The sequence below is a fragment of the Sphingobium sp. TomTYG65 genome (assembly GCF_055395525.1).
On record NZ_AP027332.1, the window covers coordinates 39,828 to 55,996 of the forward strand.

17 protein-coding genes and 1 pseudogene are annotated in these 16,169 nt (G+C 58.9%); 5 read left to right on the plus strand and 13 right to left on the minus strand.

Translation table 11 applies throughout. The features are described 5' to 3' along the window. The first annotated feature begins 54 nt into the window (after window positions 1-54). Window positions 55-240: a hypothetical protein gene (locus tag ACZ5Y5_RS19770; protein WP_464811801.1), complete on the plus strand. Its 186-nt coding sequence runs from the start codon at window positions 55-57 to the stop codon at window positions 238-240. Here the strand turns inward: ACZ5Y5_RS19770 and ACZ5Y5_RS19775 are convergent. Both ACZ5Y5_RS19775 and ACZ5Y5_RS19780 read right to left on the minus strand, forming a co-directional pair. Further along, the gene (locus ACZ5Y5_RS19775; RefSeq protein WP_464811802.1) at window positions 237-449 is read right to left on the minus strand and encodes a hypothetical protein; all 213 of its coding nucleotides are present in this window, start codon (window positions 447-449) and stop codon (window positions 237-239) included. The two genes, ACZ5Y5_RS19770 and ACZ5Y5_RS19775, sit on opposite strands and share 4 nt — an antisense overlap. Continuing rightward, window positions 446-1,105: an SOS response-associated peptidase gene (locus ACZ5Y5_RS19780; RefSeq protein ID WP_464811803.1), complete on the minus strand. Its 660-nt coding sequence runs from the start codon at window positions 1,103-1,105 to the stop codon at window positions 446-448. The genes ACZ5Y5_RS19775 and ACZ5Y5_RS19780 overlap by 4 nt, the downstream gene beginning before the upstream one ends. Before the next feature lie 282 nt (window positions 1,106-1,387). On the opposite strand from ACZ5Y5_RS19780, the gene ACZ5Y5_RS19785 reads away from it, so the two are divergent. The 3 genes from ACZ5Y5_RS19785 (at window position 1,388) to ACZ5Y5_RS19795 (ending at window position 2,558) form a co-directional block, all read left to right on the plus strand. Further along, complete coding sequence (locus ACZ5Y5_RS19785) at window positions 1,388-1,543, plus strand: hypothetical protein (protein ID WP_464811804.1); 156 nt, start codon at window positions 1,388-1,390, stop codon at window positions 1,541-1,543. 23 nt (window positions 1,544-1,566) lie between these two features. Then, window positions 1,567-1,866 (plus strand): helix-turn-helix domain-containing protein, encoded by a 300-nt coding sequence (locus ACZ5Y5_RS19790; RefSeq protein ID WP_464811805.1) that lies wholly within the window; start codon window positions 1,567-1,569, stop codon window positions 1,864-1,866. 329 nt (window positions 1,867-2,195) lie between these two features. Further along, complete coding sequence (locus ACZ5Y5_RS19795) at window positions 2,196-2,558, plus strand: hypothetical protein (RefSeq protein WP_464811806.1); 363 nt, start codon at window positions 2,196-2,198, stop codon at window positions 2,556-2,558. A gap of 30 nt (window positions 2,559-2,588) precedes the next feature. Here ACZ5Y5_RS19795 and ACZ5Y5_RS19800 read toward each other — a convergent pair whose 3' ends face one another. The 3 genes from ACZ5Y5_RS19800 to ACZ5Y5_RS19810 all read right to left on the minus strand — a co-directional run bounded on the left by ACZ5Y5_RS19800 (window position 2,589) and on the right by ACZ5Y5_RS19810 (window position 4,360). Further along, entirely contained in the window at window positions 2,589-2,942 is a 354-nt protein-coding gene (locus ACZ5Y5_RS19800) for a DUF4186 domain-containing protein (RefSeq protein WP_464811908.1), read from the minus strand. A gap of 157 nt (window positions 2,943-3,099) precedes the next feature. Then, complete coding sequence (locus tag ACZ5Y5_RS19805) at window positions 3,100-3,720, minus strand: response regulator transcription factor (protein WP_464811807.1); 621 nt, start codon at window positions 3,718-3,720, stop codon at window positions 3,100-3,102. Between the two features lie 70 nt (window positions 3,721-3,790). Further along, window positions 3,791-4,360 carry a PilZ domain-containing protein gene (locus ACZ5Y5_RS19810; RefSeq protein ID WP_464811808.1) on the minus strand — a complete coding sequence of 190 codons (570 nt, stop codon included), beginning with the start codon at window positions 4,358-4,360 and terminating at the stop codon, window positions 3,791-3,793. Between the two features lie 156 nt (window positions 4,361-4,516). Between ACZ5Y5_RS19810 and ACZ5Y5_RS19815 the strand changes: the two genes are divergently transcribed. Further along, window positions 4,517-5,023, plus strand: a complete 507-nt coding sequence (locus tag ACZ5Y5_RS19815; protein WP_464811809.1) for a BLUF domain-containing protein — start codon at window positions 4,517-4,519, stop codon at window positions 5,021-5,023. Window positions 5,024-5,258: 235 nt separating this feature from the next. Here the strand turns inward: ACZ5Y5_RS19815 and ACZ5Y5_RS19820 are convergent, their stop codons facing one another. From ACZ5Y5_RS19820 to ACZ5Y5_RS19855, 8 genes and pseudogenes are all read right to left on the minus strand, one after another. Then, window positions 5,259-5,915 carry a Rossmann-fold NAD(P)-binding domain-containing protein gene (locus tag ACZ5Y5_RS19820; RefSeq protein WP_464811810.1) on the minus strand — a complete coding sequence of 219 codons (657 nt, stop codon included), beginning with the start codon at window positions 5,913-5,915 and terminating at the stop codon, window positions 5,259-5,261. Beyond that, window positions 5,912-6,802: a Rossmann-like and DUF2520 domain-containing protein gene (locus ACZ5Y5_RS19825; protein WP_464811811.1), complete on the minus strand. Its 891-nt coding sequence runs from the start codon at window positions 6,800-6,802 to the stop codon at window positions 5,912-5,914. The genes ACZ5Y5_RS19820 and ACZ5Y5_RS19825 overlap by 4 nt, the downstream gene beginning before the upstream one ends. 107 nt (window positions 6,803-6,909) lie before the next feature. Further along, entirely contained in the window at window positions 6,910-7,233 is a 324-nt protein-coding gene (locus tag ACZ5Y5_RS19830) for a hypothetical protein (RefSeq protein WP_179046105.1), read from the minus strand. A 17-nt stretch (window positions 7,234-7,250) separates the two neighbouring features. Continuing rightward, window positions 7,251-8,357 (minus strand): Fic family protein, encoded by a 1,107-nt coding sequence (locus ACZ5Y5_RS19835; RefSeq protein ID WP_464811812.1) that lies wholly within the window; start codon window positions 8,355-8,357, stop codon window positions 7,251-7,253. A 391-nt stretch (window positions 8,358-8,748) separates the two neighbouring features. Further along, window positions 8,749-11,514 (minus strand): conjugal transfer protein TraG N-terminal domain-containing protein, encoded by a 2,766-nt coding sequence (locus ACZ5Y5_RS19840; RefSeq protein WP_464811813.1) that lies wholly within the window; start codon window positions 11,512-11,514, stop codon window positions 8,749-8,751. Between the two features lie 13 nt (window positions 11,515-11,527). Beyond that, window positions 11,528-12,928 (minus strand): conjugal transfer protein TraH, encoded by a 1,401-nt coding sequence (locus tag ACZ5Y5_RS19845; RefSeq protein WP_464811909.1) that lies wholly within the window; start codon window positions 12,926-12,928, stop codon window positions 11,528-11,530. A gap of 65 nt (window positions 12,929-12,993) precedes the next feature. After that, window positions 12,994-13,803, minus strand: coding sequence for a conjugal transfer protein TraF (locus ACZ5Y5_RS19850; RefSeq protein WP_464811814.1), 810 nt, complete (start codon window positions 13,801-13,803; stop codon window positions 12,994-12,996). 31 nt (window positions 13,804-13,834) lie between these two features. Then, window positions 13,835-14,704, minus strand: a pseudogene (locus tag ACZ5Y5_RS19855) (conjugal transfer protein TraN); the annotation flags it as partial. Between the last annotated feature and the right edge of the window lie 1,465 nt (window positions 14,705-16,169).

The following is a 16,169-nucleotide window of genomic DNA, read 5'->3' on the forward strand; positions in this document are numbered from 1 at the left end:
ATCTCCGCAACGAAACGGCGTGTAGAGCGCTGTTCCCAGGCAGGAGATGTTTCGATGATTGCTGAATTTACCCTCGCCGATGGCAATCCCGTCACCATCAACATGGATCAGATCGACTATTTTCAGCCATGTGATGATGGCACCCTCGTGGTGTTCTCTGATGGTCGAAAGCTGGAGCTTCAGGAGAGCTACGATACTGTGGCTGAGGTGTTGAACCCGGAGCGGCAGGCGGGCTGCTAATGCGCTGCCGTGCTGCCGTTGCCGTTCAGGATCCTGGCGACACAGGTCCGGATCACTAGCCACTCCATGAGGAGCTGCATCTCGCATTCCTTGCCGCATGTGTCGATCATAAGTTCCAGGAATGCGTCTACATCGTCGCCGTACTTCTCGATCACCTCTCGAGCCTTTGCCCAGCATCGGGCCTCGTCAGGCTGCGACAGGTCCGTCATAGTAGGTGCGCTTGGTCCGGACTGGCAACCGCCTTCCTCTGGAACCAAGGCGTGGTCGTATGCTCCACCGCAAGTCGATCCGCCGGATAGGGGCGGTCAAACCGGTATAGTTCCTCCAGCGGCGCGGTCAGCCAGAAGTCCCAATCTTCAGGATCGATGATCACAGGCGACCGGTCGTGAATGTCGATCAGGTCGGGAGCATTGTCCGTCATCACGCCCGTGAAAACCGAGCCCCATTCATCGCTGTTCGCCCATAAGCCCGCCCAGGCGAAGATCGGCTGGTCCTTCACCGACAGCCAGGTCTCGGTCATGCAGCCCGGCTCCCCGCAGGCTTCACAGTAGCACGCGGTCGGAATCAGACAGCGATGCTCGGGCTTTGAGGCTGCCCATTTCCAGAAATAGGTGTGCAGCTTGTCGAACCGGGCATTGTTGACCGGCTTGGGCTTGAGCGGCTTTCCGGTCTTCTTGCTCTTTTGCGTCAGGGGGAAGCCCCATGTCATCTGCTCCAGAACCCGTTCGCCATTGTCCAGGCGGATAACGGTGCCAGGCTGCGCAGGATGAATCTGGAGTGGCCCCTCGTTGAACCGCGCACCCTTTGTCGCGCCGAACAGGTTCAGCACCTTCTGCGTGTCGCCGCGTTCAGCCCGGTTGCACATGCCAGCAAGGTGGAAATTGTGTCCATGGGAGTCAACGGGGCGGGAACAATCAGGTCACCCGCGGCCTATGCTTAGTTCAGGCAAGGAGGCGCCAGTGTTCCTGTTCTTCTCGAATAAACTGGGTTGCTTCGGCTCCCTGCTGATCTCTGCCATCCTCACGATCATCGTTTTGAGCCTGCTCGGATTGATCAACCTGGGCAGTGGCTGGTGATCCCACCTGTCAAACCCTCTCCCATATGTTCTCTATTTGTTCTATGATGCCCACCGACTCAGGAGGATATCATGTCGCAACCAGGAGACACGCTGCGGGAGGCGGCGCGCGTCATCTACAACACAGTCTATCCGTCGGAAGAATGGACGCCGGTTAAGTTTGAAGAGGCTGAGCGCCTTGAAACCGTTCACTATCGCAACGCTGTGACCGCAGCGCGGTTCTTCTAGCCCATCGAGCAGGGTGCGCTGCTGTGAGCAGGCGAAAAGGTGAGCGCCCGATAGCACGGCCGCTGGACAGCTTTTCCCATGAGCATCCTGTCGCCCGATGCATTCGCGAGGGAGATCCATGGTTTTATGCCTGGCAACGCCAGCGCGCCACACCCTTCGAGCGCCTCGCTAGGCAGACTGGCATAGCAGCCGCGCGGCTCATGACGATCAGCCGCGGCGACCGCGTGTCGCGTGCAGAAGTGGATGCGCTCGCCAGGGCATGGGAGATCAGCACCGGAGATCTGATTGCTTCGATGCCCTCGCCGGATCTGGTTCAGGAATGATGTGGCGCGCTATCGGGACGGACTCAAAGTGGCAACCTGCATCTTCGAAGCCGCGGCATGGCACTATTCCGTCAGGGTCGAATGTCGTTGCCGGCGCGAAGCGTTTTTCGAGGCGCATGGGCTGTGGTGGAAATTCCATCAGAAAGGCTGGAGCGATGACTTCAGGGAGGCCAGGCGCCGATTTTACTGCAAGACCTGCTCCCAGCGTTACGGCCGGAAGGTACGTCCGCTGGTGATGGAGACAAGCAACAAACCCCCGCGTCATCGCTTTCCGCTACCCGACGAGCGAGAATGGAAGAAAGCGGTGAGCCGCTTTAGAGGATGAGCCAATGAGCATGAAAATGGTCCCGGAAGAATTGTTCGATATTCCCGACAACCTGTCGCCGGGCGAATTCCGACACTATTGCGCCCAGATTGCGATCCAGGCGGTCACCTACGCCATGGGATCGCGAGAGGTGCAGGAAGGCCATGCCTCCATCGCAATGCCGATGCTGTCGGAAGCCCTGGCCATGGGTATCGCGATGCTGATCACGGCCGATGAGACCAAGCGCACGCCGCGCGACATCAGGTTGGCCGGCGAGCATTTTGGCAAGCTCATCGGTGGCTTCGCGGCCATCCTGCAAAATGGCGATGACACGACCGGCAGCCAGCTCATGGACATGCTTGGGGTGACCCGGACGAAACTGAACTGAGCTCTTGAGGTTAGTTGATGCGACGCAAGATCAGGAATGCTGTTCCTCAAGCCAGCGGGCTATCGCAGAAATAATATGGTCTTGTTCGCTGCGTGTCAGAAGCCGCCCTTGAGTTATGCCGTGCCATTTAGCAAGACAGGCGCGGCAGCAAGTCGCCGTGGCATGCTGAGCGACAAAGACGGGATGGCCACGCATGGGAGTTTGCCGGCCGTCGTTGGTTGGCGCTGCGGGTGCGAGGCGTTTAGCAACGAAGTCCGCCCCATGGCTGAGTATGACTGGTAGCCCGCGCGACTGTAGATACGCCTGCTCAGCAGGACCGAGCCGAAATCTCATGCGAAAGGCAGACTTGCGTAGCCGGGCAAAGACAGTTTCGAGATCACGTATCATGGCGCTCGTTTGCTAGGTGTTCGAATGATCGGATTGCCCTCTTCGGCTTTTGATCTGACGTTGATGCCTTCGCTATGATGTCGGCTAGCAAGTTCGGCGCAGACGTTCCCCATTGGCTGCATATGGATGGTGACGAAAGTAGGGGCGATATCGCTCAAAGCTTGTTGCGGCCATCCAAAGCGATCGCCACGATTGAAATCGCATCAGCGAATTTCGTCACGCCGCATTTTCTCATGATGCGTAAGCGGTATGTCTCGATCGTTCTGACGCTAAGATGCAGTTCATTGGCTGTGGCCTCATTGCTCTTGTTGGATTGGATCGACCTTAATACCTCCAGCTCTCGTCCCGTAAGTCTTTTCAGCAAAGAGTTAGCGCGATCTCTCTGCCTCTGGAGATCTTGTCTCGACTTTAGAAGGTCAGATGCTTGATCGATCACCTCCAGCAGCATTTTCTTTGAAAAAGGCTGTTCAAGGAAATCATCGGCGCCAACTTTTATGACCTGAACTACTGTCTGGATATTGGCATTCTCTGCCGTAATCACCACGGGAATATCCTTCCGGGTCCATAGCAATTGCGTCAGCACATCCACCCAATTGTCCGGGAGATGCAAATCTAAGAGTGCTACACCTGCCGGAAGGTGATTGAGAGCTTCGAGAAAGTCGCTACCGGATGCAAATGGCGTCGGATGATATAGCTCTGCGCGAAGAGTCTCCACCAGGTGTCGGCGGATGCTGGCGTCTTTGAGGACGATATATACGGGACATTTTGCGCCCATCGCGAACGACTCTTGCTCCTCTCCTTAGCCGCGTAACGTCATTGTAGAAATGGTTGTCAACTATGCTTTACTAGATTCCGCTTTCGAAAAAAACACCCACCATCCCGCCGCTCGACCATTGCACGCGGCCCATTCGCACGCCTCGTCCACGGCTTTTCACCAGGAGCCGCGTGCCTTCTCTCAGGCCCGCGGTCTCAATCATCATGCCCTCGACGGACACATTGCGGATCGTGCCAACCATGACGGGCGCTGAAGTAACAATCGTAGCGGCCATGTCCACTGATATACGGGTTTCCCTGGGTGGATCACCAGGAGCCAGTTGGTTCATGAAGGTCTCATGCCCACCAAGCCAAAGCAGCGGCTCTTCCATCAGCAAGCCGCACTGGCTGCCGTTCGTCCAGCGGACTTCCGCGGTGAGAAAATCCGTCGCATTGAAGCTGATATGCACTTCATCGCGCAAGCCCAGTGACAGCGCGCTCCGGCCGCTGAGGCCTTGGCTGGAGACATTCGTGATCGACAAGCTTGCTTCTTTGATGACGGGGTAGAGTAATGCCGATTTGAACACCGTCCGCCGAGGGTGACGGCGCAGGTCTGCGCCACCCTCAGTTGTGCTGAAAGCCTCGATTTTCTGCTCGAACATTGTGGACCTCCGAATTTTGGGAGGGGCGCTAGCGCTGCGAGCCTAAGGAACGGGGACATAGGGCTGTCGTATTTTTACGACAGTCGCGCTGGGTGCCTGTTAACTAAGAATCCGTAAGAGGGAGTTCTTCGATCGGTCATCTCCTCCCCCGAAGGAATGGCCACCGGTATAGACGAGGCGCACAGGACGGTCCCCACCGTGCGCCTCGTCTTTACTCCGTTTGTACGAATGTTCTATAGCGTTCACATGTTTGAGCGATGGTTTTATATCAGCACGAGCCGCTTGGGGGCCGTGCAGGTTGATGAACAAGTACGAGATATCGTCGACGTCTCAAGACCGCGCAATCGGTTGCTAGGGGTAACGGGCGCGCTTCTGTTCACTGAACGCCGCTTCGCGCAATATCTTGAAGGCTCGCCCGCCGCCATAGCTGAGCTCAAGCAAAGCATCATTCGAGATCCTCGACATGAGGATGTTCGAACGATTGCATCTGGACCTTACGACGTCCGGCGGTTTTTAACCTGGTCTCTCGCTTATGCCGGGCCTTCGCGGTTCATTGCTAATAAGGTCGAAGATGCATTGAATGATGCACTTCACGGTAATATCGAGAGCGTTGAACCTTTGGCTGAAGTGCTTGCTGGCTTCGCTGTCGAGGGACATGGCTGACACGAGCCGGTGCGTCGCGGACCAGACGTATGAGGAGCGCCGCGTAGCAGGGGTAGACGCTGATCCACCGCACCTCAACACGGCTCTGACGGCGTTCAGTCTGAAATCATCACGTCCATCAACAGCTGAAGGTCAGCAGTTGGAAATATGATTTTGCCTTTTGAGCGGCAAAGAAGGGTGGGGCTTTATCCTCAGGCGGTGAACCCACAATTTGGCGAGCGACGCATGATCCGAGTTATGGGTGATGGTTCATTGCGGCACGCGCTATAGCGGCCGCGCTGACGCGGTGGCTGCCGATCGCTCCGCCGATTGCCGCCTCGATGAGAAAAGCGGCTATTGTCCTTGCGGGGCTGATCCGCGCCATGGGCGGCAGGATGGGATCAGCCAGGCGCAGAACCTCGCCGAAAATATGCTCCATCGGCCGATGCTCCTTCCTTTCTCCGCCGATGAAACCGGGACGGACTATGGTCAGCGAGGGAAAGCCGAGACGTGTGACGGCGTCCTCCAACTCGCCCTTGGTCCGTGAGTACAGGAATTGTGATCGCGCGTTTGCGCCCATGGAAGACGTCAGGGCAAAGCGGCGCGCGCCGCCTTCTCGTATCCGCGTGGCGATGGCGAGAGCATAATCGAAGTCGATGGCGCGGTACGCTGCGGGCGATGGAGTCTTAGCCCTTGTCGTTCCGATCGCGCAGACGCCGCCATCAACGACCCACCAATCGGCGGTCAACGGAAGGCTACCGGCCTCCACAATGGGATTGAGGAGCTTGGGGTGGGGCGTAAGCGGCCGGCGGGTTGGCGCTATGACTTTCGTCACCCGCTCGTCCTCCAAAGATAGGGCAAGTGCTTCGCTACCGACCAGTCCGGTTGCGCCTGCTAGCAACAGCTTCGTCATCGACCCATCTCCAGCATAGGTCGGCAGGGAGAAGGCTCTTCCCTTCCGTTCAGCCGTTGCAGCGCGTCGAGTGTCGCCAGCCCCATCGCCTGATAGGGTGGCAGGAGAGAGGGGCAGTCCTTACCTAAGGCGAAGATATGCCCGGCAATCGTCTCTTCATCGCCTCGCAGCAAAGGACCTGACAAGCCAGCCATGCCCTTGCCAAGACTGTTCTCCAGCGCGGCGCGGGCCAGCGGCGCGAGCAGCGCGGCGGGATTGTCCACACCAGCGACTGCCAGCGCCTCGCAGGAGTCGGCGATCAGCGTGACCAAGTGATTGGCGCCATGACACAGGGCAGCATGGTAGAGCGGCCGATGCTCTTCGGCGATGTCGACCGGAACGCCACCCAGATGTGCGACGATGGCATGGGCTGCTGCATTCGCCTGGCCCGTCGAGCTGGTTACAGCAAAGTGCGCCCCGATCATCTGCCGGACCTCCGCCTGCGGATCACCGGTGAAGGTCATGGCGGGATGAATCGCTGCGGTAAGCCATCCCCTGGCGGCGAGCGGCAACAATATGGCAGTACCGGTGCGTCCACTGACATGGAAGACAAAGGGAGTTGCAGTCCCGCCAACGGCCGCGAGATCGAAGATGCTCTGTTCGAGCGCGTCGTCCGAAACGGCAAGGATGATGAGGTCGCAGGTCTTGGGGATGTCGGCCATTCGCTGCGCGGCAACGGCCCTTCCTATTAAGGCGGCCGCGCCAGAACATCGTGCAGGATCGCGGCTCCAGAGCGCAAGCGGCTCTACCGAGAGCTCGCCAAGAGCGAGTCCAAGGGCGGACGCTACCCGGCCGGAGCCGATGATCCCGATCCGTCGATAGGATGTAACGCCAGACATGATGCTCATTCCCGTGCAATAGCAAATGGCGGCCGCCTGCGTCTTGTACCATGATCGAAGCCCTTCCGCCTCTCCGCCGGAGAGCTGGATGGACGCGCCAATGAAGTTCAGGCCGATCAGCCTGTCAGCCCATCCAGCGTTTCGGCTTCTGCATAGCTGGCAGCGCGGCCGCTTTTTGCACTGACCTTGAAGCTATGATCCGCATGGTCGATAATCCGCAACGTGGCGCGGTCGCCAAGAGGCAATGAGAGGCTTGAGCAGGTCCATGCTCGCCAATGTGTCGCAAGAGCCGCTGATGAAACGCTCAGGATCGGGATGCTTGCCAGATGCTGTGCGCGTTCGATCCCCGGCTTGCCCACCGAATGGAGAGGAAGCCGAGGAACGCCAAGCCAGCGGCCGCTCCCGGCCAGCCCAGGCCGTTCGCAGAAGTTGATGCTCATCCTCGCTTCTTTTCAGCTCATTCGATATCGGCAAGAGAATAGCTGGTGCTCCTTCCGCCTGCGTCATCCCGAACGAGAATAGCCTTTTCGACAAGGTCCTGAATGTCCCGAAGCGCGGTATCAGCGGAGACTTTGGTGATCTTCGCCCATTTAGAGGAGTTCAGCTTTCCTTCAAAACCGTTGAGCAGTCGGCTTATAATGTTGCGCTGCCGGTCGTTGATTGGCGTCGTCCCAAATTTTTCCCAGAAGCGTGCCTTGTGCAGGACAGCCGACAATGTCTGTTCCGCGCCGTCGAAAGCACGTCCCAGACAATCAAGAAACCATTCCAGCCAGTCCGTGAGGTCGCCGTCACGCTTTTGCGTTGCCTCCAGCAGACCGTAATAGACATTGCGTTCCTGTCGGATCTGAGCGGACATGCTGTAGAAGCGCTGGGCAGTTTGTTCAGCCCTGGCGAGCGTCAAGTCGGCGATCGCGCGCGCAATTCGGCCATTTCCATCATCGAATGGATGAAGAGTCACGAACCAGAAATGCGCAATGCCCGCTTTAAGCACCGGATCGATACCCGTATCGGATTCTATCCATTGGACAAACCGGGCCATTTCCTCCTCTAGCCTAGCGGCTGCCGGCGCTTCATAGTGAACAAGCTCCCGGCCAATTGGACCCGAGACGACATGCATGGGCCCTTTGTCGTCAGTTCGCCAAGCGCCTACGGTGATTGCGGTCATACCGCTTCTCCCAGTTGGAAACATTGCTGCGTGCCAGGCGAACAGCCGGTCCGCGGTTAGCGGCGCCGAATAGTTCTGCGTGGCGTCTAGCATCATCTCCACCACACCATCGACATGACGGTCCGCCTGCACCAGGCCGGCAATGTCCTTACCCAGTCGACGCGCGATGGATGAGCGGACCTGGTCCTGATCGAGACGCTCTCCCTCTATTTCGCTGGATTGGAGAACATCTTGGGTAAGCGTAGCAAGGACCGCTTCTTCGCGCATGGCAAAGCCAAGAGCGCTCATATGTCCGACCAACCGACCTTGCCTATGTCGAACAGCGCCTAATTTGGTTGCAAGACGATCATCCGCCCATGTGAACGTGGGCCAGGAAGGACGTTCATGTATATATGTCATTTTTCACCGCGTATTTTGCGGTGAATATAGCGCCTATTTGCCGCATCGCGCCAGAGCGCGCAGTCTCCTGATCCCCATTCGGGTGTCTCATCAATCAGGAAATGAGCGCGCTGTTACTGCTCCTGAGCCATCTATCACATTGAAAACAAACATTGAACGAGCTATAGGCAGAAATTCGGAGATTTGTGCGATGCTCGATGTTGAAACATATCTGATGACGAAGAACAGTCCGGCCCCGATCGTACGACTCCTTGATACCCCGGCTCCGATTGACAAAGCTGGCAGGGGAGCTTCCGATCGGGCGTTCACGTTGTTCGATATCGTTGTGCATGCCTTGGCGCTCAGCTTGTTCGCTGCGGTCGTCTTGTATTTCTACCTCGTCCGATAGGTATTATTCGCCAGGCGGGGGTGCCTGGAAGAATTTGCGGCTCGTTTCCCTGCCTACGTTGCCCTGAATGTCCGCTCCCGCTTGAATGTGCTGAGCCCGGCCAGCTATGGCAGCCGCGTCATCAGCCGCGTGAGACACCTTCCCCTTTGCGATGATAGTGGCTGCCGCATCGGGATTACCCAGAGCCGGCCCTGGCGGCAAGCGGGCTACGCCTTGCGGGTGATAGCTCTCCCTTACGTCGTCAAAGCCACCCGCGCTACGATGCGGAACCTCAACTATATTCGGGTCATGAAGGCGGTCTTGTACTTCGGCTCGGATAGCGTGCTGCTTCTCCCCCATCCACCGGCTGATCATGCCATCCCGCACCGTGCGTTGATGGTCAGTCAGGTCTGTCGCCCACAGTTCCGGCGCATCGAGGCCTGGATTGTTCATCTGTTCCTTTCGATACCATTGAGCCAGTTCCTGACTGAGGTTTTCGCTGAGCTGCATCCCGTGCGTCTCAGCATAGCTCGCGTCGCGAGAAAGTTGCTGCGACAATTCTTCCAGCTTCTCGGCCGATTCTTGGTAGGATCGGGCGCGAGAGAGCGCGTCTTCGCGGCCTTGCGACGTTGAACTGGTAGTTGATGCGCGAGCGAAGGTCCCGCCCTTTTCATATGTTCCATCCGACACTGAGGCGTTGTTGCCGATCGAATGCTCATCGCGGACGCCACTGACCGAACTGCTCGACTCGTCGCTAGACCGGGTCTCTTTGAAACCTTGGCTCATCTGGTCATTCTGGTTCGCACTCATGCCAGCTCGCACATCGAAGCCACCACCTACGCCGCCTCGACCCAGACCCGAGAGATGTCCACCGATGTTACCGCCAATTTGCTCGATCCAGTTCGTCGACCAATCCCGCCCACGGCTTTCCGACTGATGAAGCCCTGTCGAACTGCGCTGATCGATACCCGACGAACTGCTGCCCGATCGCCGGTTGGTCTGCTCGATCGACGTGCTCGAACTCCGCCCCATGCTGGTATCCCACCCGGACGATCGCTCTGATGAAATGCCGGATGCACTGCGATCCGTGTGCGTGCTGGTGAGAATGTCGTTTGCAGCCGCTCGGTACGCCTGAGCCTGCCGATGCGCCTCATGCGCCTGCTCCCGCATCTCCGATACAAATCCTGTGTTTGCCGTCGGTGTGAACGACAGCCGGGAGATGGCATGAGAGGTATCGATCACCTCCTGCCCATTACCGAAACTCGATACGATCCCGCCATTGTCATGCCGCCAGCTGGAGGCAGCGCTCCCCGCCTGATAGGAAGCTGCTGTGTTCCACTGATCACTTTGGCGCATGTTCGACGTCTGATTGGCCCAGCTTACATTGCCGTAAGCATAGTTGCCGGTTGTTTCTTCCAGCGCCGCCGCCTCGGCCGCATTCTGCGCGGGCGCCAGCATCGACATGGACTGCCCGGCAATCGACATGGCTCCGCGCGCCAGACCCGCAGCGAGGAATGGCACGCTCATCAGCATGAACCCGGCGATGGTCGCGGTTTCCGCGTTGACCGCACCGATCCCGGCATAGGTGCCAAGCGTCATGCCGCCCTTGGCAACGGCGGTGGCGGCAGCTTCGGCTCGCGTCATACAGATCATATGGAGAATGACATAGAGCGGTCCCCAGGCTGCCAGATAAAAGAACCCCGTCGCATAGCCCTTCAGCGCCGACAGCCCGGTCTGTGGCATCAGGAAGAGCGGGAAGATGACCGGGAACATGGCGAAGAACACGACCGTCAGCACGACGTTGAGGATCGGGACCCAGGTCATCGCCTGCTGCGCGATGCTGTTATAGGTGTTGCGCGCCTGGATATCCGCACGCGTCTGCGCGAAAGCGTCGATCGCGCTGCCGCTCATGTTGGTGCGCGCCTGCATGAACGCATTGATGGCGGTATTTTGCCGCATCGTCTCGACAAAGCCGTCGCTTGATTGGGTGAAGGCCTGGTTGACGATTGGCAGGTCGCTCCGGAGCTTGGCCTGCGCCACCGCTTCGGAGAGCTTGGGATAGAGTTCCAGTCCCCAGATCTTCGAATTGGCTTCGATCATGGACGTCCATTGCGCATCCAGCATCGAGTAGGCCTGCCTACAGGTCACGATATAGGGTGTGACCGTGCCGCCGCTCCTCTCGAGCCATTCCTGCGACCGGGATTCCGCGTCGGAGGCGATCGCGGCCCAGAGGTTGGTGGCGTTGGCAAGATCCGTCAGCGACTTCTGATAGAGCATGATGTCGCCAAAGACGCACTGCTTCATATAATGGTCAAGATTGGCAGAAAACTCGGCATCGCGGATGTTGAAATTGCGCGTCGCCTCGAACAGACGGGCGCCGTAGATCAGGCCATTGCTGCTATAGTTGAGCTCGCTCGGGCTCACGAACACGGTTTCTGCCGTGCGGGTCAGATAATCGCCGATCTGGGTTGTGAAGCTCGCAAGCACCCCAAGCCCCAGGGGCACGTTGGCGACCGTTGCGGGCGCAAGGCTAGGATTAACCCGATCAGTCACCTTGATATCGACCTTGGGCACCATAAGGCAGAGGTAGATGGCGGTCGCCTGCAGGAACCAGTTGAGCCAGGCCTTATAGTTGAGCGTGAACGCCACTACGAGCAGCGAGTAGATGAGGCCCATCACCATGATCACGCGGATCAGGGAACGATAGCCGCCGCCTCCGGTCCAGGCGGACACCGCGTTGAAGATGTTGACGAGATATTCCCCGCCGCCGACCGTGAAGACCTCCAGCATGGTCCCCGCCTCTTTACCGGACGCCCTGGGCGCTCAGCCCACGCGAGAAATTGAGCGCTGCCGCCATGCCTGGCGACATCGTGTTTTGTAGGGTCGATTCCAGGAACACGCTCCGGTTGATCACCTGATAGGTGAGCTGGAGCTTGTTGTTGAGCTTCACCTCGCGCTGCCCGAACTTCTGCCGTGTGGCGGCGATCTGCGCCTTCCACTGCTCGGCGGTCGCCTGGTCCGCCGTCTGGTAATGGACCTTCGACTGCTCGACCCGGTCAAGCATATTATCAAGCATGGCATTGAGGATATCGACCGCTACAATTTCAGATAGCGCCTCTATTTCGCCGTCGGTCAGCGCATTATGCGCGAAGGCCTGCACGGTCAGGATCTTGTAGAGCGGGATCGTCGCCATGTTGAGCAGCTGCTTTTCCGCCGCGGTCAATGTGCCGTTGGTCCGAGCCTTGATGCTCATGTCGCTGATCATCCGCCGGATGCGCGGCCGCAGGGCCGAAGACGCCGGAACCGAGAGCCTGGTCTCCCCCACATCATAGCAATCACTGTCATTGCATTTGAGTACCTTGACCGCTGGCGCATTGTCGGTGCCATCGAGCAGGGCGGTCACCACGGCTTCTTCGGCCGGGCCAAACATGACCACCTTACCCCCGACGCTCGAATCCGCGGACGGACGGGTGACGATGGTGCCTACCAGCGTCATCACATATTCCGAAAAATCCTGGTCGAAGGCGCCAAATTTGGCGGACTTCTTGAGCGCCTCCCAGGTGTAATTGTGGTTTTCGCCGACGAGCTGATCCTTCATCGCGGTATCGCTGTTGCCCGCGATCGTGCTGTCCCGGCTGCCGCCATTGTTGCAGCCCTGCCGCGAGGCGGCCCAGTCGGAGAAGATGCCTTGGGCATTGCCGACCGCTTCGCAGATGGTCGCGCGGGTCGTGTCCATCGTCGACCAGATGCCGCCGACCAGCGCCTGCGCCGTCTCGCAGCTCGAGATGTTCATTTGATTGAGAAGCTGCGCCTTCTGGCTGAACTCGTCCATCACTTTGCCGATCTCCGGCGAAACGGAGTCGATTGCGAGTTTAAACGCGAAGCCCAGTGCATTGTTGGCGGTCGCCTTGAGCATCGCCACGATCTCTGACGCATTGATGAAGGAGAAAGAGCCAGCAAAAAGATCAATGCCGCCGCAGCCGGCGCGAGCGCTTGGAAGCTGGAGGTTGAAGGGTGACACGCTCTTTTGCGGAAACCGGGTCCAGACATTGCCGAGCGAATAATAGCCAGCGGACTGGCCCTGAAAGGCGGACGGACCGGTGACGTTAGCCGCGCCGCCCGCTTCGCTGAAGAAGCTGTTCATTTCCGAAGCCACATTGGCATTGGCGACGCCAATCACCGCGAGATGGGTGGCAGCTATTATGGCGGCCGCCGATGCCGCCTCTTTGAGGAAGAGACCGAACCGGCCGGCCTTGGTGCCCTCTGCCATCAGAAGTCGCTCCCCACCTTGGTGTTGGTCAGCATGAAGATCCGGTCCATGATCTCGTCGCCCGAGAGGATGCCAAAGCCCACCGGGATGGCGCGCTTGGTCGCGGTGTCGAACAATACAAGCGCCGGCGTCTCATTGCCCGGCACGCCCATGCGGGACCGCTGCCCGGTATCAACGACATAGTTGGGGAAATCACGGCTGGGTCCGCCGTCCATGGATACAGCCATCACCGCCATGCGGTGGCTGTCAGCGACCGAACGCAGGATCGGCGCGAATATGTCGCAGGCGCCGCAGCTCTGCGCGTAGAAATAGAAAAGCCCGTACCGCTGGCCAAGATTGGTCAGCACCGCATCGCGATCGGCCCTACGGTTGTCGAGCCAAGCCCGCTTGCCCACCGTGTTGATCGGGCGTTGCAAGGTATAGTCGAGGTCCGGGTTCTGCCAGAGCGCGCGCTGCCAGGTGTCCGAGAAGGTTGAGGCTCGGTCCAGCTGCTCACGCTGAAAGCGGACATAGGCGATTACATTGTCCTCGGTCGGGTCGAGGATCGCCTTGGCCTTGAGCTCATCCAGTTCCCTGGTGATCGCCGCCATGCGATCGGCCGCACTCGCCTGTGGCGCTGCCGGTGACTGTTTCTCCGGAGTCTTGGGTTTGCTGCAATAGAACCACTGGCCGAGCCGGCGTTCACCGCAGTAGAAATCATTGTCCGGCCGCTGGGTGTCGGCATGAGCACCCGCGTCCTGTGCGCGCACCGGCGCTGCGATAGGGGAGAGGGCCAGCAGCAGCATCGAGAGCGTTGCCGGGGTATTCATGCGTGATTTTCCCCGACCAGATGTCCAAAAGTCACTGACTATGCAGTTCATAATAGTCCTGTATTTTCTGTTGAATGTCGTTCATCGTCTCGATTTCTTCAGGCATCCGCGCGGCGTCCATGAAGTCGGAGTAGACGTCGGTGAAGTCCATCACCGAGAGATCAAGGCGCGAGAATTCTTCGACTGTGAAGCCTTCGCACTGTTCGGATTTGGGTTTGCCGAACGGTTTGTTGATCTGCGGTCGACCCTGCTCCTGAAGAATGCGCGAGAGCTTGCTCTCAAAACAGCAATAGGTCTTCCGCTTGGTCTTGCAGACGCCAAGAACACTGCTCGAGCAATAGCTGCCCACGAAGGTGCAAAAGCCCATGCGATCCTTTACATCGAGCATCTTCTCATCGGTCGAGCAGAGGAAGGTCGTGAGGAACTGTGTGGCGACGCCGGCGAGAGCCGCGACATTGCCGCTGATCGCACCAGCAAGCGCTGCTCCGCCGATGCCGAGCGGCAGCAGCCCGGAGACCTTGCCCGCGCAGCAATTGACCACACCGAAGATCGGCTTGTGGCAGGTGTCGCGCGTGCCGGGAAACACATGCATGTCATCGGGGTCAAAATCCTTGCCCGCCGTGTCGATCGCGTGCAGCGCCGTCAGCGCATCATTGAACTCGGTCGATGCCTCTCGGCTGATCGCTTCGCAGTCTCCGTTGATGCAATAGACATCATCGCCGCACACATATTTTGGAGGCTGCTGCACGATTCCGCCCGGTACCGGGCAGCGATAGACCTTCTCCATCATCTTGCACCCATCGGCGGACAGGGTCTCGTCGAGACAATTATCATATTTCCAGCTGCACTGCGGGTTGCCTTGAAGGGCGCCGCAGTCATTTTGCGGATCCTGCGTAGCGCAGCTGCCGTCTGGGTTGCTGTTCGCGCCCTTAGGGCACTGCTGGTGTGACGCGGCGGGCTGGCTGTGGGTTCGTGAGCATGTCTGGCCGGAAAGGGTGAAATCGGCGGGACAATAATAGATGGGCTGCGCAGCGACGGTCGCCGTGCATTGTGAGCCCGAAAGGACAAAGCCGGTCGGGCAGACATAGATGGGCGTCGCTCCCTGATCTTCCGTTCTGGTGCAGGTCGTGCCGCTGAGCGAATAGCCGGCTGGACAAGCATAGACCGGGGTGCCCGGCAGCGTGTCGGTCCGGGAGCAACTGGTGCCATTGAGGTGATAGCCCGTAGGGCAGGCATAGCTTACCGAGGCGGCAATTTGCTCTTTGACTTGGCAAGTGGTCCCTGAGCCGTTCCCGCCGGCCGGACAGCTATATTGGACGTTAGCCTGTTTATATTCGGATTTGACGCATGTCTGGCCGGACAAGGCGTAATCGGTAGGGCAGACATAGGTGACCGAGGCTCCGGTCACATCGTTGCGGTAACAGGCGGTGCCCTGCAGGCTGCCGCCTTGCGGGCAGGTATAGGTGACAACGCCGTTCTGCACGACGTTCGATACGCACTGATTATAGGAGGGATCGAAGTTCCAAGCGGCGCTCGGACAGGTATAGGTCGTGAGCGGCTTATAGAGACAAAATGTATCGCCCGACGCTTTCTGCTCGCGCAGGAATTCGATACTCCCGGGATTAGTGCCGGTGGGCGCGCATTTCTTGCCAGCGAATTCCGCCTTGCGCAGCACGCAATAGGGACCGCCGCCCCGGAACATGGTGCCTGGGTTGTAGTAATAATAAGGACAGGCATAGGTGGGCGTGGCCGAAGTCGTGTTGGTGGTGACGCACTGGCTACCCTGGGCCGTTCCACCGCTGGGGCAGCTATAGGTGGCGGTCGCCTGATAATTGGCGCTTTGGGAGCAGGTTCCGTTTTCCAAGCTGTAGCCGGTGGGGCAAGAATAGCTTTGCGTGGCGGGCTGCGTCAGCTGGCGCGAACAGGTGGTGCCATTTAGGGTCCAGCCTGGCTCACAGCTATGAGTCGCGGTGGCGGCATAGCTGAAATTGCGCGTACAACTCGTGCCCGATAGTGAATAGCCGCTCGGACAGGCGTAGCTCGGCGTTGCGCCGGTGGTGACGGTCCTCTGACAGACTGACCCCGCCAGGCTGTAGCCGTTGGGACAGATGTACCCCGTTTGATTGGCATTCTCGCTGAGGGTTCGACTGCACCTGCTGCCATTCAGCGTCCAGCCTGCCGGGCAGCTATAGGCGCTCACATTGGCCGGCTGCGTCTGCGCACATTGTGCGCCGCTCAAGGTCCAGCCTGCCTCGCAGCTATAGCGGATGCTGGCCGGAACGGTTTCGACCGTGGAGCAGGTGGCGCCGCCCAGCGTCCAACCAGGGGGGCAGCTATAGACGGTTTCCGATGGCACCGAATTGACG